The following is a 25,648-nucleotide window of genomic DNA, read 5'->3' as shown; positions in this document are numbered from 1 at the left end:
AACCGCACGCGAACCGGAACCGAGCCGGCAGCGCAGCCAGGACCCGAACCGGAAGCGCAGGAAGGGGCGAGACGGCATGGCCAAACGTCAGGCCCGCTTCACGCCACAGGAGATGGAGGACGACCCGCGCCTCCAGGACCAGTCACCTGACCTGTGGAGCGAGGAGTTCGGCGAGGTGGCGCGCGGACTGCTCGCCTCCGCGGTCCGCTGTTTCGCCGCCAACGGCTTCCACGCCACGACCACACGGGACATATCGGCCGGGGTCGGACTCAGTCCGGCCGCGCTCTACGTGCACTTCCCGTCCAAGGAGCTCGTGCTCCACGAGATCATGCGGATCGGTCACGAGCGCGCGCTCGCCCACATACAGGTGCCCGAAGTGGAGGCGGCCGGCGGAGCCGAGGACCGGCTGCGTCTGCTGATGAAGCGTTACACCGCCTGGCACGCACGTCACCACGTGGCCGCCAGGGTCTGTCAGTACGAGCTCAACGCGCTGACTCCGGACCACTACGACGAGATCCGGGAACTGCGTCGCCGCACCAACGAGGTCTTCCGCGCCACCGTCGCCCGCGGCGTCGCCGACGGTACGTTCACGCAGGTCGACGTCAACAGGGTTGTGCGCGGCATGCTCTCGCTCGGCATCGACCTGGTCCGCTGGTACCGGCTGGACGGTGCCGACTCCCCCGACGAACTGGGGGAGTTCTACGCCGGTCTCGCGCTGAGGATGGTGACGGAGGCAGCGCCGGGCCAGGAGCCCGGGCCGGAGTCACCGCCGGTGCCCCCGCCGGCGTCCGAACCGGAGCCCGCCCGTTCCCGCAACGGCCCCAGGGAGAGCAGCCCGTCCGTCACGGGTGCCGACGTCTCCTGACGAAACGAACAGCTCCGCCCCGGCACGGCCCGGTGCGGGCCGCCGACCGGACGCAACGCCCCGCGTCCGCCCTCGGTCAGGACAGCACCCTGCGGCGGAAGTTCCGCAGCCCCAGCGCGAGGAAGAGCACGCAGGCCCCCACCAGCACCGGATAGACGACGTACAGCGGCATGTGCGTCAGGTCGGTGAAGCCCGCCCGCATCCCCTCGCAGATGTAGATCAACGGATTGACCAGGACCAGCGCCTGAAGCCAGTGGAACCCGCCGACCTGCACGGACCCGAGCTTGGTCCACTGGTAGTACGTGCCGCCGAGGAAGACCAGCGGCAGGACGATGAACCCGAACATCAGGCCGATGTTGCGGGGTTCGAAGGACGTCCCCAGCAGCAGCCCAAGAGAGGTCATGGCGATGCACGCCAGCGGGATCAGCGTGAGCACGATCCACCACTTGATCCGAAGGTCCGGGTTCACCCCCGGCGCGTGCACGACCGCCGCAATCGGCAGCACGATGACCGCGGAGATCAGTCCCTGCACCGCCCCGGACAGCACCCGCGACACGGCGACGAGCCAGATCGGGCACGGAGCCTGCACCCGGTCCTCGATCTCCCTGGTGTACCCGAACTCCTGGGACATCTGGATGGCGACCGACTGGATCCCCTGGAACATGATCGCGACGGCGACCACCCCCGGCACCAGCACGGTCGCGAACGCCGACTCCCCGGCCCCGCCGGAGCCCGCCCCGATGCCCTGCCCGATGCTCGGGAAGACGTAGAGGAAGACGAAGACGAGCAGGAACGGCTGCATCACCGTCCGGCCGACGAACTCGCCGAAGTTCTTCCGGAGCACCGTCACGTCCCGCAGGACCAGGGCGGCCAGCGCCGACCGGCTCGCCGCCGCCGCGGAACGCCGCGGACGCACGCTGATCGGTGCGCCGGCCGGACCGGTCCGCGGACGGGGCGCGTCGGACGAAGCAGTCACTCCCGCAGCTCCTTACCCGTGAGGTTGATGAAGACGGTCTCCAGCGTGCTTTCGGTCAGCGAGAGGTCGACCAGGGAGAACCCTCCGGACTCGGCGCTGGTCATCACCCTGGGCAGCAGCCGGTCGGCGCCCTTGACCTGGAGCTCGACTCCGCCGTCGACGGCGCGGGTACGGACCACCCCCTCGATGTCCGCGTTCAGCCGCTCCGCGAGTGCTTCCGGATCGCCGCCGGTGACGACCCGTACGACGGTGTCCGCCCCGAGGCTCCGCTTGAGCGCTCCCGGGGTGTCCAGGGCGAGGATGCGGCCGTGGTCGATGATCGCCACGCGGTCGCAGAGACGGTCCGCCTCGTCCATGTTGTGCGTGGTGATGAGGATGGTCTGGCCTTCCGCGATGAGGCGCTCCAGAACCTCCCAAAGGGCCCGCCGGCCCTGCGGGTCCAGCCCCGCGGTCGGCTCGTCGAGGAAGAGCACCGCCGGACGGTGAAAGATCGCACGGGCCACGAGCAGCCGCTGCGCCATCCCGCCGGAGAGTTCGTAGACAGAGGTCCCGCCCCAGCGCGAGAGGGAGAACCGGTCGAGGAGCTCGTCCGCGGTGCGGCGCGCCTCGCGGCGCGGAACGCCGAACAGGAGCCCGTGGAAGTACAGGTTCTCCCAGACCGTGAGCGCGCGGTCCAGGGTGTTCTGCTGCGTCACGACGGCGATGACCTGCTTGGCCAGGGTCGGATGCCTGATCACGTCGATGTCGCCGACGTACGCGGAGCCCGACGTGGGCACCACACGGGCCGTCAGCATCCCGACGGTGGTGGTCTTTCCCGCGCCGTTGGGACCGAGCAGCCCGAAGATCTCGCCCTGCTCCACCTGGAGGTCGACCCCGTCCACCGCCGCGAAGTCCGCCCTCGGATAGACCTTCCGCAGCCCGGCCGTCCGGATCACGGCCCCCGGTCTGCCGGGCGCCGTCACCGGCGTACGGCCCGCGTGCAGGAGCCGGACACCCGCAGCACGGTGCCGGCCGCCGCGGGGGCGGGGCTGCGGACCCCGGTACGCGTTCCGGCGATGCGTCCCGGTGAGAAGGTCGCCCACACTACGGTCTCCCAGCATCGGCGCGATCGGCCTCGAAGGCGGCCGGCAGCCGGCGCGTGAACGCCCCGGAGCCGCCACGAGGCGGGCGTACGGTTCTTCACCGATGGTGCGCCGCACACCGCGGCACGGCATCCGAAGCGCGTGCAGCCGGGCGGCTCCCGTCAGGCGTCCGGGCGTTTCTCGTTCTCCTGCCGTCGACGGCGCCGCTGAAGCAGCATCAGGCCCAGCGCCGCGCCCCAACCGACCGGCTGGAGCGCCCAGTAGTTCAGCACCCGGTAGAGAATCGTGACGGCGATCGCCTGCCCCGCGCCCAGGCCGTACAGGCTGAGCAGCACGGCGAGGCTCGTCTCGACCACGCCCAGGCCGCCGGGAGTGAGCCGCAGCGCCCCCGCCGCCTGGGTGAACGCGTACACCACGAGAAGCCCGTGCCAGGGCAGGCGGATGCCCAGACTCCACGCGCATGCGACGAGACACCCCAGGTCGAGGACCCAGTTGAGCAGGGCCAGGGCGAACGGGCCCAGCCACGGACGCACTCCCGGGCGGACGGCCCGAAGGCGGCGGACGAGGCCGGCGAGCGCCTGCTCGACGTTCTGCACGCGGCGCGAACGCATGCCGATCCTCACCCACATCCGCCGGACGCGACGCCGCACGGCGCGGAACCGCGAGAGGCCGTACGCCACGCCCACCGCCACCACGGCGAAGACCGCCAGCCCCACGACCTCCGGCAGCACCCGCGCCCCGGGACCCGACGAGCCGCCGGCCAGCACACCGGCAAGCAGCAGGACGAAGAGGCCCAGCCCGGACAGCGCCCCCGCGATCGCCAGGACGGCGGCGGCCGGCGCCTGCCCCACCCCGCGCACGCGGAACTGCCGGTACGCCCACGCCACCGCGAACGCGGCACCGCCGGGCAGCGCCCCCGCGATGGCGTTGCCGGCCAGCACGATGGCCGCGACGGTTCCGAACCGGATGCCCGACCCTCCGACCCGCAGCAGCCACCGCTGCAGCGCGATCAGGCACACCAGCGACGCCGCCTCGAGGACGATCGCCAGGAACAGACGTGGGGGGTCCACATGAGTGATCAGACCGACCGCGGCGACCAGTTCACGCCGACGGGTGACCGCCAGGATCACCGCGGCGGTGAGCAGGACACCCGACACCGCCCACCACAACGGCCGCACCGCCGCAGGCGATGGACGGGCGGAAGGCTCCTGCTGGTCGCTGCGATGATTTTCCATGGGCCTCCACTGTGCTCCGGCCGGTGCCGTCACGCCGCGCAGGACGGAGGCGGCCGTACCGCGTGGCGCGCCCGCGCGGCCCGGCATCTCAGCCCCGGCATCTCAGCCGGGACGCCCCGGTCCTCGGGGTGTGCCCCGGAAACGTCGGGCGCGGCCGGGCAGGCTCCGGAGCGTGGACTCCCGCCTGCCGCCCGCCGCCTCCCACCTGCCGCCTGCCACGTGCCACGTGCGAACGGAACCGCCCCCCGTCGGTCTTCCTCGGCTGAGAGGATGCGGCCATGTCACAGGCGCAATCCCTCACTTACGCGCGGATGGCCGAAGTCCTCACCGGCATCGGCATGGTCTCCCCTGAGAAGTCCCGGAGCGTCGCGGAGGAGTTCGACCGCTTGCCGTACGGCGGACTGGAATCGCACAGCGACATCGTCTCCGCCCTCGAAGATTTCGGGGTGGCCGTCAGCATCCACGCCGACGACGTCGACTTCGCCGACGAGCACTACGACTGGCTCCTGGAAGAAGCCGCAGCCCTCACCGGCGGTGCCGTCACGGTCTCGGACTACCGTTTCGACAAGGAGAACGAAGACGACGAGGAAGACGGCCGCGGCGAGATGCACTTCGAACGCAACGGCGAGCCGCTCTCGTTCCTCGTCGAGCAGGAGTCGAACGACTACCTGGACATGGGCGCGGCGCAGGCCGCCATCGAAGCGCTCAGCCCGGACGACGACCGCGACTTCCGCTGCGTCGACAACGGCCCCGAACACCCTCTGGGGGCAACCGACGACGTCATGGTCCTGGCCACGGCCGACCAGCGCGCAGCACTTGAGCAGCATCTCGGCATCACCTTCCGCGAACCCATGTAGGCGAACGAGAAGGCGCGGCGCTGGCCTGCCAACGGACAGGCGGGGCTGCATTGTTCGGTGCTGCCGCCTTCAGCCGGCGGGGGTCGTGGCACTGCCGGGAACGCGCCACGCCACGACCAGCCCGCCTCGGTGATCAGCGTCCGGCCCGGATCACCGAGGCGGGCTCGCCTATGGATGTGGAGCAGGCCGACATCGCGCATCTGCACAGCTCCGGAACGGCCCGGGACTTCGATGTATCCGGCGGCGAAGAGGTGAGCGTCGCCCCCAGCGGTGAGTCGAGGGCGCGCGGCGAGCGGGAGCGTGCCCGACCCACCGAGCGGATACGTGCTCCGCCGTAACGCCGTAACGCCGTAACGCCGTAACGCCGTAACGCCGTAGCGCCGTAGCGCCGTTGCGTTGCGCGTACATGCTTGCCGATCGTCGTCACGGCCGGAGCAACACCTTTCCGGTCGGCGTGGACGAAGCAGGGGTGAGGGCCTGGCAGCGTCGGTGAGAGGGAGCTCGTCGCTGATCAGGTCCTGGGGACTTTGAGGAACTTCACAGGTGGGAGCCTTGGTTCGCGTTGGTCGCGGTCGGTTGCCGAGAGGCGCTGACCGACGATCCCCTGCAGGGTTTCGCCAGACTGGACCTCCGTCAGCAACCGGCGTCAGAGCCCGCGGCGTCGATCAGGGCATGACCACCACTATGCCGACCGAGCCTCCCCCGTACCCGCACTGCGGCCGCGGGGCCGACGCGGACGACCCGGTGGGGTGCCGGGGCAGGCGCGTCGCGCGCCTGCCCCAAGCCTCCGATGAGGCCGGGTCGGACTCGTACGAAACCTGTCTGGCACACCTCCACGGCATCGACCGCCACTATTACCTGTCGTCCCTCCACCCCGGCAGAGATCTCGACTACCGCGGCACAATCTTCAACACCGTTCTGTTGGGGCACCTGTTGGACGCTGTCCGCGATCCGACCGACCATCGGCCACACTTCGGAGCCGTCCGGTTCGACGGCGCGAGGTTCGGGGGCGGCGCCGGGTTTCGCAAGGTGCGTTTCGGGGGCGACGCCGGATTCGCCGGGGCGATGTTCCAGGGCTACACCCTGTTCGGCGAGGTGACGTTCGAGGGCAGCGCCGGGTTCGGCGGAGCGACGTTCCAAGGTGATGCCGGGTTCGGTGGGGCGACGTTCGAGGGCAGCGCCGGGTTCGGCGGAGCGAGGTTCGAGGGCGACGCCGGGTTCCGTGGGTCGACGTTCCGGCGCGACGCCGGGTTCGGCGGAGCGGCGTTCGAGGGCAGTGCGGGGTTCGGTGGCGCGACGTTCGGGGGCAGTGCCGGGTTCCGCGGAGCATCATTCCGGCGCGATGCCGCTTTCGGCGGGGCGTCATTCCAGCGTGATGCCGGGTTCGGCGGAGCGGCGTTCGAGGGCAGTGCGGGGTTCGGCGGAGCGAGGTTCGAGAGTGACGCCGGGTTCCGTGGGGTGACGTTCCAGGGCGACGCCGAATTCGGCGAGGCGACGTTCGAGGGCAGCGCCAGGTTCAGCAGGGCGACGTTCGGGGGCAGTGCGGGGTTCAGCGGGGCGACGTTCCAGGGACGCGCTGGATTCGAGCTGGCCACGTTCGAAGGCGACGCCGGATTCGAACCGGCCACGTTCGAGGGTGACGCCGGCTTCTACTTGGCGATATTCCAGGGACGCGCCGGGTTCAGCAGGGCGAGGTTCAAGCGTGACGCCTGGTTCGGCGAGGCATCGTTCGAGAGAGCTTCGCAGGTCGGACCGCTTGCATGCCGAGGGACGGTGAATCTCTCGGCGGCGGTGTTCTCTTCAGCTGTGACTCTTGAGGTCGCGGCGGGCGGAGTTGACTGCCGGCGTACACGGTGGGCCTCCACGGCTGCGTTGCGGCTGCGGCACGCAGTGGTGGATCTCAGCGATGCGGTGCTCGAGTTCCCGGTAAGTGTTGCTTCCCACCCCCCGTTCAACGCCCTCGGAGAGCCCGGACTTGAAGAACCCGGGCTCGTCGAGGCGCCGGTCCGTGTGGCGTCCCTGCACGGTGTGGACGCCTCCCACCTCGTCCTGACCGACGTCGATCTGACCAACTGCCGCTTCGCCGGCACGATCCACCTTGACCAACTGCGCCTGCACGGCCGCTGCGCATTTCCCACCGCGCCCGCCGGCCTGTACCGCCGGGGCCCGGTGCCGGTGCGCTGTACGTCGCGTCAAACCCTGGCCGAGGAACAGCATTGGCGAGCCACCCGTGGACAGGCTGGGGCCGGGTGGACAGCGGAACGGGAGGGGCGATCCCCATTGGAGCCTGCCGCGTTGGCGCCGATCTATCGGGAGCTGCGCAAAGGCTTCGAGGACGCCAAGAACGAGCCGGGGGCGGCCGACTTCTACTACGGCGAGATGGAAATGCGCCGCCACGACTCACACGGCCCGGCCGCCGAGCGGGTGCTGCTGTGGATGTACTGGGCTGCCTCCGGGTACGGCTTGCGCGCCTCCCGCGCCCTGGGCTGGCTGCTGTGCGCCATGACCCTCACCGTGCTGCTCATGGTGGGCTTCGGACTGCCGGACACCCCCGCCAAGCCTTACCCGCCCGGCACCGGCGTCATCGGCAACCAGAACCCCCAGGTCCACGCCGACTTCCCCGACCGCTTCACCACAGCACGCGCCCACAAGGCGGCGGACGTGGTCATCAACTCCGTGGTGTTCCGCTCCAGCGGCCAGTCCCTGACCACCGCCGGCCGCTACACCGAGATGGCCTCCCGGTTCACCGAACCCATTCTGCTCGCCCTGGCGCTCCTCGCCGTCCGAGGCCGCGTGAAACGTTAGTGCCGGCTGACACCGAGCGCTCAGTCATGTGACGCCGCGACTGAGACCAGGGGGCGGATGCACGGGTAGATGACAGTCCGGCCCTGCTCAGTCCTCAAGGCCTGACGAAGCGGGTGATGCCGGATGGGATGGGCTGCTTCGACGCGACCCGCAAGGGCTCCCGCTAGTGATGTGGCCGTCCGCGTCATCAACGCCGCCACCGGCGAACTTCTCCGCGAACTGACCATCAACCCCAGCCGCGACTACCAACCCACCCGGCGACCACCCGGCCCACCCCGCACATAACAAAACTCCCGAACCCACAACCGTGGGTCCGGGAGTTTCCGATGTCCTGAGACATCACATCTGTCGGGGTGGCGGGATTTGAACCCACGACCTCTTCGTCCCGAACGAAGCGCGCTGCCAAGCTGCGCCACACCCCGAAGCAACGCGCACCACTCTAGCCCAGCCGAAGGCTGAGGTGAAATCGGGATTTCGTGGGGCCCGCCCGCTCAGTCGCGGGCTGTGAGCGTCAGCAACGTCGCCTCGGGCGGGCACGCGAAGCGCACAGGTGTGTAGCGGTTGGCGCCGCAGCCCGCCGAGACGTGGAGGTATGAGCGGTTGCCGCCGGCTACGTGGGTGGAGAGGCCTTTGACGCGGTCCGTGTCCAGGTCGCAGTTGGTCACGAGCGCGCCGTAGAAGGGGATGCACAGCTGCCCACCGTGGGTGTGCCCGGCGAGGATCAGCGGGTAGCCGTCCGCGGTGAAGGCGTCCAGGGAGCGAAGGTAGGGGGCGTGGACGAGTGCGAGTGAGAGGTCCGCGTCCCGTTCGGGGCCGCCGATGACGGTGCTGTAGCGGTCCCGCTTGATGTGCGGGTCGTCCAGGCCGGTGAGGGCGATCTCCTGGCCGCCGTCCAGCTTGAGACGTCCGCGGGTGTTGCTGAGGCCGACCCAACCCGCCGCGTCGAAGGCGTCGCGCATCCCTTCCCACGGGTTGTGCACGGCGCCGACGGCCGGGGCGTTCCCGTTGAGACCGTGGCGCCCGCTGGCCTTCTCCATCAGGTAGCGGGCGGGGTTGCGCAGCTTCGGGCCGTAATAGTCGTTGGAGCCGAAGACGTACGCGCCGGGGAGTTCCATGAGGGGGCCGAGGGCGTCCAGGACCTCGGGCACCGCCTCCGGGTCCGAGAGGTTGTCTCCCGTGTTGATCACGAAGTCGGGGCGCAGGCCCGCGAGCGACTGGAGCCAGCGCTGCTTCTTGCGCTGCCCGCCGACCATGTGGATGTCGGAGACCTGCAGGACGCGCAGCGACTGCATGCCCGGCGGCAGTACGGGGACCGTCACGCGTCGCAGGCGGAAGGAGCGGGGCTCGACGAGCGTCGCATAGCCCACGCAGGCCGCTCCGAGTGCCGTCAGGGTGAGGGGGACTCCGTATCGCGCGCGCATCGGACCATGGTCGCAGACCTGTCGCACCCCTCGCACGCCGTGCCCGTGCGCGCACCCGCTGCTCGTCCCCGGGAGGAAGCGGCCGGCGGAGGGCACGCGCGGACGTTCCGTCCCGGGCGCAGCGACGGCGCCCGGAGCGCTCCCGGCGCCGCGTGCGGGATGATGGGGCCAGGATTCCCAGGAGGACATGAAAACGCTATGACTACGCTCAAGTCCCGGCTTCAGAACGACCTGACGGCAGCGATCAAGGAGCGCAACGAACTGCGCTCCGCGACCCTCCGCATGACCCTCGCCGCGATCTCGAAGGAGGAGGTCGCCGGCAAGTCCGCACGCGCGCTGTCGGACGACGAGGTCCAGAAGGTGATCACACGCGAGGCGAAGAAGCGCCGCGAGGCGGCGGACGCGTTCGCGGACGGCGGCCGCGGGGAGCAGGCCGAACGGGAGCGCGCCGAGGGGGAGGTGCTCGCCGACTACCTGCCGAAGCAGCTGACGGACGAGGAGCTGGACGCGCTGGTCGGCGAGGCCGTCGCGGAGGCGCAGGCCGCAGGGGCCGAGGGCCCGCGCGCGATGGGCGCCGTCATGAAGATCGTCAACCCGAAGGTGCAGGGGCGGGCCGAGGGCGGTCGGGTGGCGGCGGCGGTCAAGAAGCGGCTCGCCTCGGGCTGACCCCGGCTTCTGGCCCGCCGGGAACGGCCGAGGGCCAGGGGACGGGCCCCCGACGCACGACTGCACGAAGCCCGGCGCACGAAGCGCAGACGTACGAACCACAGACGCCCGAAGCACACACGCACGCGTGAAGGGGGCGCTCCCCGAGGAGCGCCCCCTTCACGCGTGCAGACCGGCGGTCACGAGCAGCGGGATGCCCAGGCTCCCGGGGCTCGACGAGCCCACCGGGCGGGCCCGGGCGTCACCCGGGGCGCGGGTCGCGTGGGCCCGTGACCCCGGGCGCTTCGCAGCCGAGCGCTCCGGAGTCGCAAGAGCGCTCCGGAAGCCGGAGACCGTTCCGGAAGCCTGCGCTCAGCCAGCCCTGCGAAGCCAGCCCTGCGCTCAGCCGGCCGGCAGCCGGTCCGCGGCCGGCCGAGGAGGCCTAGAAGCCCCCGGTCCCGCCGGAGCGTCCGCCCGTGCCGCCGCCGCGCCCGCCGAACGGGTCGCCACCGCCGCCGTTCTGGCCCCCGGTGCCTCCGGTGTCGGCACCGCCGTTGCCGCCGCCGCCGATGAAGTCGGGGGGAAGCGTGATGTCCGGCCACGGCGAGTCGTCGGGCGGCTTGGGCTTGTCGCGGCCTTTGCCTTTGCCCTTGTCGTCGTCGATGGGAATGAGGTTGAAGCTCGGGGCCGGCTTGCCCTCCAGGGCACCTGCCATGGCGTCGCGCCAGATGGGGCCGGGCACTTCGCCGCCGAAGACCTTGTCGTAGTAGTTCCCGCCGATCGAGATGTTCGTCATCTGCGTCTTGTGCGCCGGGTCCCCGACCCACACGGCGCCCGACATGTTCGGCGTGTAGCCCACGAACCATGCCGCGTAGCGCTGGTCCGTGGTGCCGGTCTTGCCCGCGCTGTCGCGTCCGCTCAGCCCGGCCTTCTTGCCCGTGCCGTCCTCGACGACGCCTCGCAGGAGCGAGTTGACGGTGTCGGCGGTCCGCGTGCTCATCGCGCGCTCGCACGAGGTCTTCGGCACCGGGAGCTTCCTGCCGCGTGCGTCGGTGATCGACTCGATCGCCACGGGTGTGCAGTGCTCGCCCCGGTTGGCGAAGGTGGCGTACCCCTCGGCCATCGTCAGCGGCGACATCTCCTGCGTGCCCAGGGTGATGGAGGGGACCTGGTCGATCTCCTTGCCGTCGGCCCGCTCGATGCCCATCTTCCCGGCCATCTCCGTGACGGGGCAGACGCCGGTTTCGCTGATGAGGGAGACGAAGTAGGTGTTCACCGACTTGGCGGTGGCCTCCTTCATCTCGTACGGGCCCACCTCGCTCTTGTTCTCGTTCTCGACGGGGGCGCTGCCGTTCCACTGGCCTCCGCACGTCTGCACCGGCGAGGGGTACTGCATCTTGTACGGCGAGGGGTACTTCTTGTACACGCTCATGCCGCGCTCCAGCGCGGCCGCCGCGATCACCGGCTTGAAGGTGGAGCCCGGCTGGTAGCCGGCGCCGCCGCCCATGTCGTCGTCCACGGAGAGGTTGATCTGCGTCTCGTTCTCACCGAAGCCGTAGGGCCGCGACTGGCCCATCGCAAGGATCTTGCCGGTGCCCGGCTCGACTATGGAGGCGGCGGTCGCCACCTTGTCCGACTTGTTCACATGGTTCTTGACCGAGGCCTCGACGGACTTCTGCGCCTTCGGGTCGAGCGTGGTCCTGATCGTCAGGCCGCCCTGGTTCCACCGCTTGGCGCGTGCCTTCTCCGTCTTGCCGAACGCCGGGTCCTTCAGGATCACTTCGCGTACGTAGTCGCAGAAGAAGCCGGCCCCGTGCGAAGCGGTGATGCAGCCGTTGCGGGGCTTGCTGATGTCGAGGCCGAGGGGCTTGTCCTTCGCCTCGCGTGCCTCCTCGGCGGAGATGTGGCCGAGGGCCTGCATGCGTGAAATCACGGTGTCGCGCCGCTTCTTGGCCGCGTCCTCGTTCTGCACCGGGTCGTACCGGGCGGGGGACTGCACGAGCCCGGCCAGCAGGGCCGATTCGTGGACGTCCAGGTCCTTGGCGGGCTTGGAGAAGTAGCGCTGCGCGGCTGCTTCGACCCCGTAGGCCTGCTGCCCGAAGAAGGTGATGTTGAGGTAGTTCTCCAGGATCTTCTTCTTGCCGAGGCTCTCCTCGACCTGGATCGCGTACTTGAGTTCCTTGATCTTCCGGCCGATCGTCTGCTGGGTGGCCTGGGCGACCTTGTCGGGGTCGTCGCCGGCCTCCTCCACGAAGACGTTCTTCACGTACTGCTGCGTGAGCGAGGAGGCGCCCTCTTCGACCTCGCCGTTCTGGGCGTTGCGGTTGAGCGCGCGCAGGATGCCCTTCAGGTCGACGGCGCCGTGCTTGTAGAAGCGTGCGTCCTCGATGGCGACGATCGCCTTGCGCATGGTGGGTGAGATCTCGGAGAGGCTGACGACTGTGCGGTCCCGCGAGTAGATCTTTGCGATCTCGCCGCCCTCGGAGTCGAGGACGGTGGTGCGCTGACTCAGCGGTGGACGCTTGAGGTTCGCGGGGAGTTCGTCGAAGCCCTGGACCGTGTTCTTGGTGACGAGCCCGAGGCTGCCGACCGCCGGAAGCGCCAGACCTGCGAGCACCGCGCCCGCCAGCACGCTGACGCCGAGGAACTTGGCGCCCTGCTGGAACGCGGACTCACCACCGCCGGCACTCATCTTCACCATGGCGGTCAGCCTACGTTCTCAATTGCCGGACAGGGGAGCCTCAGTTCGCCTAAGCTGGCGTACGCATCGAACCTCACACCGTCACTGTGGCCTCGCTCCACTGCGGCCTATCCGCTCACTCCTGTGAGTGATGAGGCTTGTCCGGAACAGCGCCAAGTGCCGTGAAGTGTCCGGCAAGTTCCTTCCCGCCGCACCGCCGTGAACTCCTGTGTTGTCCCGAAAGCTCGGCTTTGAGCGCAAGAGGGCGTCAAGTGACCCCGAGTTGAGCTCAAGTTGAGTCCAGGTTGTTACCGGCTCACTCCGGTGGGTTACTTGTTGCGCACGCATAGTCCGTTCGGGCCATCCAAGATTGGGCCCGCTGGGGGTGTTGCGCCCTGCCCGCCTTCCGTAACGTCACCAACAGGCAACGGCGAATATGCCGCTTGCCGCCGTGGGGGAGCCTCGATTCGGGAGAGGACGGCGCCGGCTATGGGCTGGGTAACCGACTGGAGTGCGCAGGCAGCCTGTCGCACTACCGATCCGGATGAACTGTTCGTGCAGGGTGCGGCACAGAACCGCGCCAAGGCCGTTTGTACAGGGTGCCCCGTGCGCACCGAGTGTCTGGCCGACGCGCTGGACAACCGAGTTGAATTCGGTGTCTGGGGAGGGATGACCGAGCGGGAGCGGAGGGCGTTGCTGCGCCGCCGGCCCACGGTCACCTCATGGCGCCGGCTACTCGAGACGGCGCGCATGGAGTACGAGCGTGACACGGGCGGAGTTCTGCCTCTGGACCTTGAGGAGGCGAAGGACTACGCCGTCAACGCGGTGAAGGACTACGCGGCGGCGGGGTGAGGCCCGTCTCCCGGTGATCCGGGGCGTGACGGCATGACGTGCACTGCCGCTCGGTCGTAAGGCGACTGCGCCATACGGCAGTTGAGCGGTAGCGACGTCGCGCCACGCCATGCGTGTGCCGCGGGGTCGCCAGCACCTCACGCTTCCCGCGGGCTCCCATCCCCCTGTTCGACGTGCCGCGACGCACCGTTCGTACCGCTCGGTCGAGGAACTCCGGGCGGGAGGTGCGACGCGCGGCACTCGTGTGTGACGCGCGCTGCGCTCGTGCGCGACGAGGACACGGTCCCGCAACGAGGGCACGGTCCCGCAACGAGGGATGAACACGTCGCGAGGCGCGTTCGCCACGCATGGGCTGCGGCTCGCTGCTGAACGCGAGCGCAGGGCGCGGGTATTGGTGCCGGCCGCCCGTGCGGGCCGCGTGGCCCGTGTGACCGGCGGGGCGGAAGTGCGCTCCTGTCCGGGCCCGTCCCGTTGAACGCGTCGCCTCATGAACGCGTGGCCGGCGCCGGCGAGCGGACCGGAAGCGAGCGGAGCGCGGGATCAGGCCGCAGGCGGGCGCGCCGGCGCCTTCCGGTGTTGCGGCCCGTGGGCGAGCAGTTCGCCGATCGTGCGCAGCCCGGCCAAGTCGTGCACGTCGCCGGCCAGCGCCTCCACTTCAGCCACCGGCACCTCGGGATGGAGCGCCGCGAAGCGGTCGCGCGTGCGCCGCTCGCGGCTCAGGAGCCGCATGCGTTCGGCATGCAAACGCAGCAGGGCAGCGGCAAGTTGCTCGGTGTGGCCGAAATGCCCGTTCCGCCCCGTCGGCTCGTCTGCGGATTCGGGCCGCAGGGCGGAGTCCGGGTCGGCGTCCTGTCCGGTTTCCCGTTGCTCGTCCGCGACCGTGCCGTCCGACGAGCCGCGCCCGGGGGAGTGGGCGCTGTGTCCCTTTCTCTTCCCGTGCCCTCGATCCACAATGCCGCCCTCTTCAAGATTTTCCGCGAGGGCCAGTGCCCGCTCCGCTCCGATCGCCGAGGCACCGCTGCCGTGCACGCGGTTGAGTACGAGCCCGGCCAGCGGCATCCGCTCCTCCGCGAGGCGTTCCACGAAGTACGCCGCCTCGCGCAGCGCGTCGCTTTCCGGCGCCGCCACCACGAGGAACGCCGTTCCGGGCGCCTGAAGCAGCTTGTACGTGGCGTCCGCACGCGTACGGAACCCCCCGAACATGGTGTCCATCGCGGCCACGAACGTCTGCACGTCACGCAACAGGCCCGTCCCGAGCAGCTTGTTGAGCGCCCCGGTGAACATCGACAGCCCGGCCATGCCGAGGTTGACGAACTTCATCCCGGCGCGGCCGCCCGCCTTCGCCGGCGCCATGAGCATCCTGATGAACCGGCCGTCGAGGAACGAGCCCAGCCGCTTCGGCGCGTCCAGGAAGTCCAGCGCGGAGCGAGACGGCGGAGTGTCCACGACGATCAGGTCCCAGCCTTCCCCTCGGCCCTCCGCGCCCGGGGAGTCCCCGACGGAGCGCAGCTGGCCCAGCTTCTCCATCGCCATGTACTCCTGCGTACCCGCGAAGCCCGCCGAGAGCGACTCGTAGAAGGGGTTGGCCATGATGGCGCGTGCGCGCTCGGGCTCCGCGTGTGCCTCGACGATCTCGTCGAAGGTCCGCTTCATGTCCAGCATCATGGCGTGCAGTTCGCCGCCGGCCTGCCCGTCGACGCCCGGAACGGGCCGCGGGGTGTTGTCCAGTTCGGTGAGCCCCATGGACTGCGCGAGTCGCCGCGCGGGGTCGATCGTGAGGACGACGGCCCTCCGTCCGCGTTCCGCCGCCCGTACGCCGAGTGCGGCCGCGGTAGTCGTCTTGCCGACGCCGCCGGAGCCGCAGCAGACGATGATCCGCGTCTCCGGGTCGTCGATCAACGGGTCGACGCGCAGAGCCACTTCGGAGGCCAGCGGGCTTCCGGCGCGTGCCGCGTGCTCGGCGCCGCCGGCCTTGTGCGTCCGGGTGTCCGTCCTGCCTTGTGTCATGACGTCTCCTGGCGTGGTGGCAACTGATCGCGCAGGTCCGCGGCGAGCTGGTAGAGCCCGGCGAGTTCGACGCCCTCGGGCAAAAGCCCCAGTTCGTACAGGGGCATGTCCAGCTTCGCCAGCGCTGAGCGCTGCTCCTGCTCCAGCGCGACGCGTTGCGCGTGTTCGTGTGCCTGCTCGATGAGAGGTCCGACGAGCCGGTCCGCGCGGGAGAGGCCCGCCCGCTTCAGCGCGTCGACCAGGTCACCGTCGGGACCGCGGTCGGCGTTGTGCAGCAGTTCCTCGTCCAGCAGGTGCGGCCGCACCATGTTCACCAGCGCCGCCCCGACGGGCAGCCCCGCCTCGCGAAGCTCCGCGACCCCGTCGACGGTCTCCTGGACAGGCATCTCCTCCAGCAGCGTCACCAAGTGCACCGCCGTCTCGGGCGACTTGAGCACCCGCATCACGGCCTGGGCCTGGTTGTGCACAGGGCCGACCTTGGCCAGCCCGGCCACCTCCTCGTTCACGCCGAGGAAGCGGGTGATGCGGCCGGTGGGCGGTGCGTCCATCACCACCGCGTCGTACACACGCCGTTCGCGGGAGTCCCGGCGGCGTACGGCCTCGCAGGCCTTGCCGGTCAGCAGCACGTCCCGCAGACCCGGTGCGATCGTGGTCGCGAAGTCGATCGCGCCCAGCTTCTTCAGTGCGCGCCCGGCGCTGCCCAGCTTGTAGAACATCTGGAGGTAGTCCAGCAGCGCCCGTTCGGGGTCGATGGCGAGCGCATGGACCTCGCCGCCGTCGTGTGCGACGGCGATCTTGCGTTCCTCGTACGGAAGGGGCTCAGTCTCGAAGAGCTGAGCGATGCCCTGCCGTCCCTCGACTTCGACGAGGAGTGTGCGCCTCCCTCCGGCGGCCAGGGCCAACGCGAGTGCCGCGGCGACCGTCGTCTTGCCGGTGCCGCCCTTGCCTGTGACAACATGCAGCCTGCTCACTCCCGGGAGCCTAACCAGCTTGCGACGGGCTACGCTCGGCCCCATGACGAAGTGGGAATACGCGACAGTGCCGCTGCTCGTGCACGCGACCAAGCAGATCCTCGACACCTGGGGAGAGGACGGCTGGGAACTCGTCCAGGTCGTCCCGGGCCCGACGGGTTCCGAGCAACTGGTGGCATACCTCAAGCGGGAAAAGCAGTGAGCGGCGTCGACTCCCGGCTCGCGGAGCTCGGCATCACGCTGCCCGAAGTCGCCACCCCCGCAGGGGCGTACGTGCCGGCCGTGCGCAGCGGACGGTACGTGTACACCGCGGGCCAGGTTCCGCTCGTCGAGGGCAAGCTGCCGACGACGGGGAAGGTCGGCGCGGAGGTCACGCAGGAGGAGGCCAAGGACCTGGCGCGTACGTGCGCGTTGAACGCCCTGGCCGCCGTCGCCTCGGTGGCGGGTGGACTCGAGCGGGTCGCACGGGTCGTGAAGGTCACCGGATTCGTCGCCTCCGCACCGGACTTCACCGCTCAGCCGGCCGTCATCAACGGTGCGAGCGAACTGCTCGGTGAGGTCTTCGGCGACAAGGGCATCCACGCGCGCAGCGCCGTCGGTGTGGCCGTGCTGCCGATGGACGCGCCTGTCGAGGTCGAGGTCCAGGTCGAGCTGGCCGACTGGGCGGACTGAACGCAGCGTCGCGGTGACGGAGTTCACGAGGCCGTGACCTGTGTCTTCGCGGGCCGCTCCGTCACCACCCGGCGACGCGGTGCCGGGGTGACCCGTAGCATCCGACCATGTCCTCATCCACGAACGGTCAGTGGTACCCGCGGGAGTGGCCGGAGCGCATCCGCGCCCTGGCGGCGGGTGAGATCACGCCCGTGGCTCCGCGCCCGGCCGCCACGGTCATGCTGCTGCGTGACGGCGGCGGGGCGGCGGAGGGCCCCGAGGTGCACATGCTCCGCAGGCGTACGTCCATGGCCTTCGCCGGGGGCGCGTACGCCTACCCCGGCGGGGGCGTCGACCCGCGCGACGAGCACTGGGGCGGCGACGACCGCAGGCCCGGCCGCGGCTGGGCCGGGCCCTCCCGCAAGGAGTGGGCGATGCGGTTCGGTACGGACGAGGCCACCGCACAGGCCATCGTCTGCGCCGCGGTGCGCGAGACCTTCGAGGAAGCGGGCGTGCTGCTCGCGGGCCCGGACGCGTCGAGCGTCGTCGACGACACGACCGGCGAGGACTGGGAGCGGGACCGCACGGCGCTCGCCGGGCACGAGCTCTCCTTCGCCGACTTCCTCGAGCGCCGCGGTCTGGTGCTCCGCAGCGATCTGCTCGGCGCCTGGGCGCGCTGGATCACCCCGGAGTTCGAGAAGCGCCGCTACGACACGTGGTTCTTCGTCGCCGCGCTGCCCGAGGGCCAGCGCACCCGCAACGCCTCGACGGAAGCGGACCGCACCGTGTGGATACGTCCCGGCGAGGCGGCCGCGGGCTACGACGACGGCGAGCTGCTGATGATGCCGCCGACCATCGCCATGCTGCGGCAGCTGGAGCCCTACGGGACGGCGGCCGGTGCACTGGCCGCCAGTGCGCAGCGCGATCTGAACCCGGTGCTGGCGAAGGCACGCCTGGAGGGCGGGCACGTCGTGCTCAGCTGGCCGGGGCACGACGAGTTCACCAAGCGCGTCGAGGCGGCCGCTGCGGAAGGCGGCGGGGCCACGGCCGACGGCGGCGCCGGGACCCCGGACACCCGCGGAGGCGGAGAGGGCGGCCCCGCATGACCGATGCCGCGTCCCTGCCGGGGCAGCCGCGCGGCGGCGTGCTCAGCGGTCAGGCCACCGCGCGCGCCCACTGCGTCCTGGCACCGAATCCGTCCGCCATGACACTGGACGGCACCAACACCTGGATCGTCGCCGAGCCGGATTCCGACTCCGCCGTCGTCATCGACCCCGGGCCGCTGGACGAGGGCCATCTGCGCCATGTGATCAGCACGGCCGAGCGCCTGGGCAAGCGCGTGGATCTCACGGTCCTCACCCATGGCCACCCCGATCACGCGGAGGGCGCGGCACGCTTCGCCGAGCTGTCCGGCACCTCGGTACGGGCCCTCGACCCCGCGCTGCGCCTCGGCGACGAGGGCCTCGCCGCCGGTGACGTCGTGGGCACGGGGGGCCTGGAGATGCGCGTCGTGCCCACCCCCGGGCACACGGCCGACTCGCTCTGCTTCCACCTGCCGGCCGAGGGGGCGGTGCTGACGGGCGACACGGTGCTCGGCCGTGGCACGACCGTCGTCGCGCACCCCGACGGACGGCTCGGCGACTACCTGGACTCGCTGCGCCGCCTGCGCTCGCTGACCAGGGACGACGGGGTCTCCACCGTGCTGCCGGGGCACGGGCCGGTGCTGGAGGACGCACAGGGCGTCATCGACTTCTACCTGGCGCACCGTGCCGACCGTCTCGCCCAGGTCGAGACCGCTGTCGCAGAAGGGTTCCGCACGGCCTCCGAGGTCGTCGCGCACGTGTACGCGGACGTCGACCGCTCGCTGTGGCCGGCGGCCGAGCTGTCGGTGCGGGCGCAGCTCGCCTACCTGGAGGAACGGGGCGCCGCATAGCGCCCGGGGCCGACGCTGAGCCCAGCGCACCGGAGGCACGCGTGCGGGGCGCCCTCCGGAGAGGACGCCCCGCACGCGTTGCCGTTCCGGCGGCTCGGCGGCTCGACGGTTCAGCGGCTCGGAGGGCGCCGGTTCAGCGGCTCCGCTTCGCCAGCCGCTCGATGTCGAGCAGGATCACCGCGCGGGCCTCCAGCCGCAGCCAGCCGCGGCCCGCGAAGTCGGCGAGTGCCTTGTTCACGGTCTCGCGCGAGGCTCCGACGAGCTGCGCCAGCTCCTCCTGCGTGAGGTCGTGCACGACGTGGATGCCCTCTTCCGACTGCACGCCGAAGCGGCGCGAAAGATCGAGCAGCTGCTTCGCGACCCGGCCGGGGACGTCGGAGAAGACGAGGTCGGACATCGAGTCGTTGGTGCGGCGCAGCCTGCGGGCGATGGCCCGCAGCAGTGCCGACGCCACCTCGGGACGTACGTTCAGCCAGGGCTGGAGGTCGCCGTGGCCCAGGCCGAGCAGCTTCACCTCGGTCAGGGCCGAGGCCGTCGCGGTACGCGGACCCGGGTCGAACAGGGAGAGCTCGCCGATGAGCTCGCCGGGGCCCAGCACGGCCAGCATGTTCTCCCGGCCGTCAGGGGAGGTGCGGTGGAGCTTGACCTTCCCTTCGGTGACTACATAGAGACGGTCGCCCGGGTCGCCCTCGTGAAAGAGGGCCTCACTTCGCGCGAGCGTGGTCTCCGACATGGAGGCGCGCAGCTCAGCGGCTTGCTCCTCATCGAGCGCCGCGAAGAGCGGGGCGCGCCGCAGAACGTCGTCCACGAGTTCTCTCCTTGTCGACCTAGCCCAATGGGGGTCCCAGGGGCCTCACAAGGCTCCCATGGGCCGAGGGGCGGCGTCTCCCCAGGCCCAGGGCAACCTCAGGTCCGTGAGCCCGAGGGATGTGGCCCTCCCGGGACCGAAGGTCCGAGGGGCGTGCCTCCCCGGGCCCCGGGCCCGGCTCGGCCTCCCCAGGCCCACGGGTCCAGGGGACCTCGAACCCCATGATGCCGGACGGTGAAACAGTGCGATCAATCACAAGTTTGACGCACGCTCCCGCGTTCCCGAAGGCAGGGGCCCGATCGGGGTCCGGAATCGGCTTCGTGCGGGGCGGATGTCAGCGGGCCCCTCTACGCTGGCCGGGTGTCAGTCAGCCCGTGAGGCCCCGGTGAGCGCATGCAGAACGGGGCCGTACGGGGGACCGCGATGGGAGATTCCGCTGTGGGCGAACAGGAGCCCTTCGACAGGGCAAGCCGGACAAAGGGGGCCGCCGCCGCCTCGGCCGGCGATGTGGCGGCGGCGACCGGAAGCACCGGCAAGCCCGTGAGGAAGGCTGCGGCCGGGAAAGCCGCGCCCGCGAAGGCTGCGCCCGCGAAGGCTGCGCCCGCGAAGGCTGCGCCGAGGAAGAGCCCGGCAAAGAACAGCCCGGCGAAGAAGGGCGCCCCGGCGAAGGCCGTCCCGAAGAAGGCGTCGGGGAAGCCCGAGTCCCACCTCGCCAAGGTCCGCCGTGCCCGTCGCATCAACCGCGAGCTGGCGGACGTGTACTACTACGCGCACCCCGAGCTCGACTTCGAGAGCCCCTACCAGCTGCTGGTCGCCACGGTCCTCTCCGCCCAGACCACTGATCTGCGGGTGAACCAGACGACGCCCGCGCTCTTCGCCGCCTACCCCACTCCCGAGGACATGGCGGCCGCCGACCCGGAGAAGCTGGAGGAGCTGCTGCGCCCCACCGGCTTCTTCCGGGCCAAGGCCAAGTCGGTGCTCGGGCTGTCGGCAGCGATCCGCGACAGGTTCGGCGGTGAAGTGCCCGGCAACATAAAGGACTTGGTGTCGCTGCCGGGCGTCGGGCGCAAGACCGCGTTCGTCGTGCTGGGCAATGCCTTCGGCGTCCCCGGGCTGACGGTGGACACCCACTTCGGCCGCCTCGTGCGCCGGTGGAAGCTCACGGAGCAGACGGACGCGGACAAGGTCGAGGCCGAGATCGCCGAGATCATCCCCAAGAGCGAGTGGACGATGTTCTCGCACCGGACGATCTTCCACGGTCGCCGCATCTGCCACTCCCGCAAGCCGGCCTGCGGTGCCTGCCCCATCGCGCAGCTGTGCCCGTCGTACGGCGAGGGCGAGCTCGACCCGGAGAAGGCGAGGAAACTGCTGAAGTACGAGATGGGCGGGCTGCCCGGCCAGCGCCTGAAGCCTCCCGCCGACTACCCGGGGCGCCCCGCGCCGCCGCTCGGCGCCAACGGGAACGGCACCGGCGGGAACGGCGCCGACGGGAACGGCGCCGACGGGAACGGCACCGACGGGGCCGCCCGGTGACCCGTCCCCCCGCCGGATCGCGTACGGGCGCCGCCTGCGACGGCTCGTCCGCCGGTCCCCCCGTCCACTTCAGCGACCGCGGTCTGCCGGCCTGGCTCGCGCCCGTCGCCAAGGTGGCGGCCTCGGTCGAGCCGCGTCAGCTGAGCCGGTTCCTGCCGCCCGACGACGGAGCGGGGCGGCCGTCGGCGGTGCTCGTGCTGTTCGGTGAGGGAGCCGACGGGCCCGAACTGCTGCTCATGGAGCGCGCGTCCAGCCTCCGCTCGCACGCCGGCCAGCCATCCTTCCCCGGCGGCGCGATCGATCCGGAGGACGGCGATCCGGAAGGTGACGGGCGGCTGCGGGCGGCGTTGCGGGAGGCCGAGGAGGAGACGGGCCTCGACCCGTCCGGCGTGCAGATCTTCGCGACGCTGCCGGCGCTCTACATTCCGGTGAGCGACTTCGTCGTCACGCCCGTCCTCGCGTGGTGGCGGCGGCCCACGCCCGTGGCGCCCGTGGACCCGGCCGAGACGGCGCGGGTCTTCACCGTCCCCGTCTCGGAGCTGACCGACCCGGACAACCGAGCGATGGCCGTCCACCCCTCCGGCCACACAGGCCCGGCGTTCGACGTGGGGCCCGCCCTGGTGTGGGGTTTCACGGCGGGGGTCATCGACCGGCTGCTGCACTACTCGGGCTGGGAACGGCCCTGGGACCGCGAGCGCCGCGTCCCGATCGATGGCACGTGACGACGCCGGCGCCCGTCCTCCGGGCCCTTCGCCGCGTCACCGGGGCCGCGGCGCGCGTCCGAACGGACCGTGGCGGATCTTCTCCTCCGCCCCCATGAGACCCTGCCTCCCGTGAACGCCCTGGACTTTGTGCTCCTGCTTGCCGCCGTCTGGTTCGCCGTCATCGGATACCGGCAGGGCTTTGTCGTCGGAATTCTGTCCGTGACCGGCTTCCTCGGCGGCGGGCTCGTCGCGATCCTCGTGCTGCCACCGCTGTGGAACGGGCTGGCGGACGGCACCCCGCCCGGTGCCTTCGGTGTGATCGCGGCGGTCGTCATCGTCATCGTCTGCGCGTCCGTGGGCCAGGCGTTCACCACCCACCTCGGCAACAAGCTGCGGCAGCACATTACTTGGTCTCCGGCGCGTGCCGTGGACGCCACGGGCGGCGCGCTCGTCAACGTGCTCGCGATGCTGCTCGTGGCGTGGTTCATCGGTTCGGCGCTGGCGGGTACGTCGCTGCCGACGGTCAGCAAGGAGGTACGCAACTCCAGCGTGCTGCTTGGGGTTTCGCGGGTGCTGCCGCCGGAGGCCGACAGCTGGTTCAACGACTTCTCCTCGACCCTCGCGCGGAACGGGCTCCCGCAGGTCTTCTCGCCCTTCTCCAACGAGCCGATCCGGGCGGTGCCCGCGCCCGACCCGAAGCTGGCGAAGAGCCCCGTCGTGTTCGAGGCGAGGCGCAGCATCGCGAAGGTCGTGGGCAGCGCGACGCGTTGCGGAAAGGTTCTGGAGGGCACGGGTTTCGTCTTCGCCCCGCATCGGGTGATGACGAACGCGCACGTGGTGGGCGGCGTCAAGGAGCCGACGGTGCAGATGGGCGGCGTGGGCCGCATCCACGACGCGCGGATCGTCCTCTACGACCCTGACCGTGACATCGCCGTACTGGACGTTCCGACGCTCCAGGCCCCCGCCCTCGACTTCGAGCGGAAGGACGCCGACCGGGGCGACGGCGCCATCGTCGCGGGCTTCCCGGAGAACGGCGGCTTCGACGTGCGCTCGGCACGTGTACGGGACCGCGTCGAGGCCGACGGCCCGGACATCTACCACCAGGACAGGGTCCGCCGCGACATCTACTCCCTGTACGCGACGGTCCGCCAGGGCAACTCCGGTGGTCCCCTGCTCACACCCGAAGGCAAGGTCTACGGCGTCATCTTCGCCAAGTCGCTCGACAACTCCCGTACGGGATACGCCCTCACGGCGGACGAGGTCCGCAGCGACGCGCGGCGCGGCCGGGCCGCCGAACGGCAGGCCGACAGCCAGGGTTGCGCGATGTGAGTGGGTACCGACGCGCAGCACGCACCGCGAGATGCGGCGCGACGAGCGCAACGGGGAGCGGGAGTGCGGACGTCCTCAGCCGCGCGAGTGCCGCAGCCGTGCTCCGACCCAGCGTGCTCTTCGGCTGAGCAGACTGGGAATTCCGGGCTCGGCGCCTTCGCCGAGTCTGTCGGATCGTAAGCGCCACATGCGCTGCCCGGGGATCAGCCCCCTCCGCCCGCTGCGGCCACCTGTCTGGTCACGGTAGTCGTGCGTCCAGCCCATACTGCGGAATCTGCCCCGAACCGTGGTCCGTAACCGTCTGACGGTTCATCAAACGCCTATGCACGCGGCACGTGTTGCCGGTGTTGACGGCGTTTGCATGCGATGCACTCGGTGACGCGCGCGGCGGCCGGGCTCGCGGCCGGAGTGGCCGAGCCCGGCGACCGGGTCAGCGATCGAGCTCAGCTGTCGGGCTCGGCGGCCTGGGCTCGGCGGCCCGGGATCAGTGGCCTGGGCTCAGCGGTCGGGTTCCGGGTCCTTGAGCCAGCTGATGAGTTCCGAGGAGAAGGTCGCGGGGTCCTCCTCGTGCGGCCAGTGGCCGATCCCGTCGAACAGCCGCCAGCGGTACGGCGCTTCGACGTACTGTCCCGACCCGGCCGAGCTGCGGGTGCGCAGCACCGGGTCCAGCGCGCCGTGCATCTGCAACGTCGGCACCCGCACCGGCCGCTTCATGCGGCGGTTGAACTGGATGCCGTCCGGCCGTGCCAACGACCGCACCAGCCAGCGGTAGGGCTCGACCGAGCAGTGCGCCGTGGACGGCACGCACATGGCCTGCTCGTACCGTGCGACGGCCTGGTGCGCGTCGGGCTGTTCGAGGAACCGGGGCCCGGCCCACTCACGTACCAGCTTGCCAACCAACTCACCGCCATTGGCGGTGAGTTGGCGCTCCGGGACGAACGGCCGCTGGAAACCCCACACGTAGGAGCCCGCCTTGGTCTGCCGCATGTCCTTGAGCATCGCCGCCCGCCAGCGCCGCGGGTGCGGCATCGCGGAGACAGCGAGACGCCGTATGAGCTTGGGCCGCATCACGGCGGCGGTCCAGGCGAGATAGCCGCCCAAGTCGTGCCCCACGAGCGCCGCATCGGGCTCGCCGAGCGAGCGGATGACGCCGGTGACGTCGAGCGCGAGATTGGCCGGGTCGTAGCCGCGGGGCGTGCGGTCGCTGCCGCCCACGCCGCGCAGATCCATCGCCACTGCGCGGAAACCGGCCTCGGCCAGGGCCGTAAGCTGGTGCCGCCACGTCCACCAGTACTGCGGGAAGCCGTGCAGCAGCAGTACGAGAGGACCGTCACCCATCTCAGCGATGTGGAAGCGGGCGCCGTTGGCGGCAACGTCCCGGTGTGTCCAGGGGCCTTCGGGACGGATCAAATTCGCTGGGCCTGCTGGATGGGTCATGCGGACGAGCCTGTCACACTTCGGGCGGCTTCCACGCCGCGCTCGTCCCGCGAGGGCGGCGGTCCCGAGGCCGTCCGGCGGGCGGGACTCACATGGCCGGGGTGCGCTCCGGCTGCTTCTCCGGGCCTCGGCCGTTCTGTTCGAGAGCGGTCTGCCCGGCGGCGCTCCGCTGCGTGCGCGGGTGGGGCTTTGCGCGCGAGAGCACCGTGGCCGTCTCCTTCGCGGAGGCGATCGACTTCTCCGGGGGCTTGATCCGCTTGAACTTCCGCAGCGCCAGCAGCAGAAGGATCAGCGCGAGGAAAATGTACGCGCCCCCCACGATCAGGAACGACCAGGCCAGCCCGAGGCCCAGGTTGTGGATGCCGTAGGCCGCGGCGAAGCTCAGCACGGGCAGCGAGAAGAGCATCAGCACGCCGGCGACCGTCGCGGCGCCCCCGCCCACGATGCCCCGCTTCACGTCCTGCCTGATCTCGGCCTTGGCCAGCGCGATCTCGTCGTGGACCAGTTCGGACAGCTCGGTGGTGGCCGCGGCGACCAACTGGCCGAGACTGCGGCCGTCGTCGGCAGAACTCATCGTGTCTCCCTCTCCTCTGTGCGTCGGTCACGGCCGGGACCCGGCCTTGCGGGCCTGCGGACGTCCCCGCCCCGTCCGTCCGATCATGCCGGACCATCGTGCGGCACGTGTGCCCAGGAGGCCACTACACAAGCGCCGTCGGCCGTCCCGGTGTTGACGAAGCGTACGGCCGGCGGCGGTCAGGAGCGCGGACCTCGGCGAAGAGACGCCTCGCGGGAGAAGAGACGCGATCCCGGGGGAACGGCGGAGAACGCGGGAGAACGGTCGGAGATCCCGGGAGAAC

Annotated in this window: 23 protein-coding genes and 1 tRNA gene; 13 read left to right on the top strand and 11 right to left on the bottom strand. The window is 70.8% G+C overall.

Features of this window, described 5'->3' with window-relative positions:
* Nucleotides 1–76 precede the first annotated feature (76 nt).
* Nucleotides 77–865 (top strand): TetR/AcrR family transcriptional regulator, encoded by a 789-nt coding sequence (locus EV375_RS16985; protein WP_486588526.1) that lies wholly within the window; start codon nt 77–79, stop codon nt 863–865.
* 76 nt (nt 866–941) lie between these two features.
* On the opposite strand, the gene EV375_RS16980 is transcribed toward EV375_RS16985, so the two are convergent.
* From EV375_RS16980 to EV375_RS16970, 3 genes are all read right to left on the bottom strand, one after another.
* Entirely contained in the window at nt 942–1,841 is a 900-nt protein-coding gene (locus tag EV375_RS16980) for an ABC transporter permease (protein ID WP_130300173.1), read from the bottom strand.
* The gene (locus EV375_RS16975) at nt 1,838–2,776 is read right to left on the bottom strand and encodes an ATP-binding cassette domain-containing protein (RefSeq protein ID WP_486588525.1); all 939 of its coding nucleotides are present in this window, start codon (nt 2,774–2,776) and stop codon (nt 1,838–1,840) included. Before EV375_RS16975 ends, EV375_RS16980 begins: the two co-directional genes overlap by 4 nt.
* A 308-nt stretch (nt 2,777–3,084) precedes the next feature.
* Nucleotides 3,085–4,158, bottom strand: coding sequence for a lysylphosphatidylglycerol synthase transmembrane domain-containing protein (locus tag EV375_RS16970; RefSeq protein ID WP_486588524.1), 1,074 nt, complete (start codon nt 4,156–4,158; stop codon nt 3,085–3,087).
* Between the two features lie 278 nt (nt 4,159–4,436).
* Here EV375_RS16970 and EV375_RS16965 point away from each other — a divergent pair, with 278 nt between their 5' ends.
* From EV375_RS16965 to EV375_RS16960, 3 genes are all read left to right on the top strand, one after another.
* A complete protein-coding gene (locus EV375_RS16965; protein WP_130300172.1) occupies nt 4,437–5,015 on the top strand; it encodes a hypothetical protein in 579 nt (192 codons plus the stop codon).
* A 170-nt stretch (nt 5,016–5,185) separates the two neighbouring features.
* The gene (locus tag EV375_RS29160) at nt 5,186–5,353 is read left to right on the top strand and encodes a hypothetical protein (protein WP_165434755.1); all 168 of its coding nucleotides are present in this window, start codon (nt 5,186–5,188) and stop codon (nt 5,351–5,353) included.
* 334 nt (nt 5,354–5,687) lie between these two features.
* Nucleotides 5,688–7,820 (top strand): pentapeptide repeat-containing protein, encoded by a 2,133-nt coding sequence (locus tag EV375_RS16960; protein ID WP_130300171.1) that lies wholly within the window; start codon nt 5,688–5,690, stop codon nt 7,818–7,820.
* Nucleotides 7,821–8,168: 348 nt separating this feature from the next.
* Here EV375_RS16960 and EV375_RS16955 read toward each other — a convergent pair.
* A tRNA-Pro gene (locus EV375_RS16955) sits at nt 8,169–8,242 on the bottom strand.
* Nucleotides 8,243–8,311: 69 nt separating this feature from the next.
* Nucleotides 8,312–9,241, bottom strand: coding sequence for a metallophosphoesterase (locus EV375_RS16950; RefSeq protein ID WP_130300170.1), 930 nt, complete (start codon nt 9,239–9,241; stop codon nt 8,312–8,314).
* Nucleotides 9,242–9,439: 198 nt separating this feature from the next.
* On the opposite strand from EV375_RS16950, the gene EV375_RS16945 reads away from it, so the two are divergent.
* Nucleotides 9,440–9,907, top strand: coding sequence for a GatB/YqeY domain-containing protein (locus tag EV375_RS16945; protein ID WP_130300169.1), 468 nt, complete (start codon nt 9,440–9,442; stop codon nt 9,905–9,907).
* 421 nt (nt 9,908–10,328) lie between these two features.
* Here EV375_RS16945 and EV375_RS16940 read toward each other — a convergent pair whose 3' ends face one another.
* On the bottom strand, nt 10,329–12,587 hold the full coding sequence (locus tag EV375_RS16940; protein ID WP_130300168.1) for a transglycosylase domain-containing protein: 2,259 nt from the start codon (nt 12,585–12,587) through the stop codon (nt 10,329–10,331).
* A 468-nt stretch (nt 12,588–13,055) separates the two neighbouring features.
* Here EV375_RS16940 and EV375_RS16935 point away from each other — a divergent pair, with 468 nt between their 5' ends.
* Nucleotides 13,056–13,418 (top strand): WhiB family transcriptional regulator, encoded by a 363-nt coding sequence (locus EV375_RS16935; protein ID WP_070017779.1) that lies wholly within the window; start codon nt 13,056–13,058, stop codon nt 13,416–13,418.
* 540 nt (nt 13,419–13,958) lie between these two features.
* Here the strand turns inward: EV375_RS16935 and bagB are convergent.
* Both bagB and bagA read right to left on the bottom strand, forming a co-directional pair.
* Entirely contained in the window at nt 13,959–15,425 is a 1,467-nt protein-coding gene (gene bagB, locus EV375_RS16930) for an ATPase BagB (protein WP_130300167.1), read from the bottom strand.
* Complete coding sequence (bagA, locus tag EV375_RS16925) at nt 15,422–16,396, bottom strand: ATPase BagA (protein ID WP_130300166.1); 975 nt, start codon at nt 16,394–16,396, stop codon at nt 15,422–15,424. The genes bagB and bagA overlap by 4 nt, the downstream gene beginning before the upstream one ends.
* Before the next feature lie 43 nt (nt 16,397–16,439).
* Between bagA and sp36 the strand changes: the two genes are divergently transcribed.
* From sp36 to EV375_RS16905, 4 genes are all read left to right on the top strand, one after another.
* Entirely contained in the window at nt 16,440–16,598 is a 159-nt protein-coding gene (sp36, locus tag EV375_RS16920) for a Sp36 family protein (RefSeq protein WP_107374329.1), read from the top strand.
* Nucleotides 16,595–17,068, top strand: a complete 474-nt coding sequence (locus EV375_RS16915) for a RidA family protein (protein WP_130300165.1) — start codon at nt 16,595–16,597, stop codon at nt 17,066–17,068. Before sp36 ends, EV375_RS16915 begins: the two co-directional genes overlap by 4 nt.
* Before the next feature lie 107 nt (nt 17,069–17,175).
* Complete coding sequence (locus EV375_RS16910) at nt 17,176–18,153, top strand: NUDIX hydrolase (RefSeq protein ID WP_486588523.1); 978 nt, start codon at nt 17,176–17,178, stop codon at nt 18,151–18,153.
* Nucleotides 18,150–18,980 carry an MBL fold metallo-hydrolase gene (locus tag EV375_RS16905; protein ID WP_130300164.1) on the top strand — a complete coding sequence of 277 codons (831 nt, stop codon included), beginning with the start codon at nt 18,150–18,152 and terminating at the stop codon, nt 18,978–18,980. The genes EV375_RS16910 and EV375_RS16905 overlap by 4 nt, the downstream gene beginning before the upstream one ends.
* A gap of 133 nt (nt 18,981–19,113) precedes the next feature.
* Here the strand turns inward: EV375_RS16905 and EV375_RS16900 are convergent, their stop codons facing one another.
* Complete coding sequence (locus EV375_RS16900) at nt 19,114–19,788, bottom strand: Crp/Fnr family transcriptional regulator (protein ID WP_028438501.1); 675 nt, start codon at nt 19,786–19,788, stop codon at nt 19,114–19,116.
* 423 nt (nt 19,789–20,211) lie between these two features.
* Between EV375_RS16900 and nth the strand changes: the two genes are divergently transcribed.
* The 3 genes from nth (at nt 20,212) to EV375_RS16885 (ending at nt 23,354) form a co-directional block, all read left to right on the top strand.
* Entirely contained in the window at nt 20,212–21,321 is a 1,110-nt protein-coding gene (gene nth, locus EV375_RS16895; protein WP_207228143.1) for an endonuclease III, read from the top strand.
* Nucleotides 21,318–22,043, top strand: coding sequence for an NUDIX hydrolase (locus EV375_RS16890; protein WP_130300163.1), 726 nt, complete (start codon nt 21,318–21,320; stop codon nt 22,041–22,043). Before nth ends, EV375_RS16890 begins: the two co-directional genes overlap by 4 nt.
* Nucleotides 22,044–22,154: 111 nt before the next feature.
* The gene (locus EV375_RS16885; protein WP_130300162.1) at nt 22,155–23,354 is read left to right on the top strand and encodes a MarP family serine protease; all 1,200 of its coding nucleotides are present in this window, start codon (nt 22,155–22,157) and stop codon (nt 23,352–23,354) included.
* 498 nt (nt 23,355–23,852) lie between these two features.
* On the opposite strand, the gene EV375_RS16875 is transcribed toward EV375_RS16885, so the two are convergent.
* Together EV375_RS16875 and EV375_RS16870 are read right to left on the bottom strand one after the other, a co-directional pair.
* On the bottom strand, nt 23,853–24,791 hold the full coding sequence (locus EV375_RS16875) for an alpha/beta fold hydrolase (RefSeq protein ID WP_130300160.1): 939 nt from the start codon (nt 24,789–24,791) through the stop codon (nt 23,853–23,855).
* An 88-nt stretch (nt 24,792–24,879) separates the two neighbouring features.
* Nucleotides 24,880–25,365, bottom strand: coding sequence for a phage holin family protein (locus EV375_RS16870; RefSeq protein ID WP_130300159.1), 486 nt, complete (start codon nt 25,363–25,365; stop codon nt 24,880–24,882).
* Nucleotides 25,366–25,648: the final 283 nt, after the last annotated feature.

It is taken from the genome of Streptomyces sp. CNZ301 (assembly GCF_004217425.1).
The sequence above is the reverse complement of the archived record's forward strand: the minus strand, read 5'-3'. Positions and strand labels throughout refer to the sequence as shown.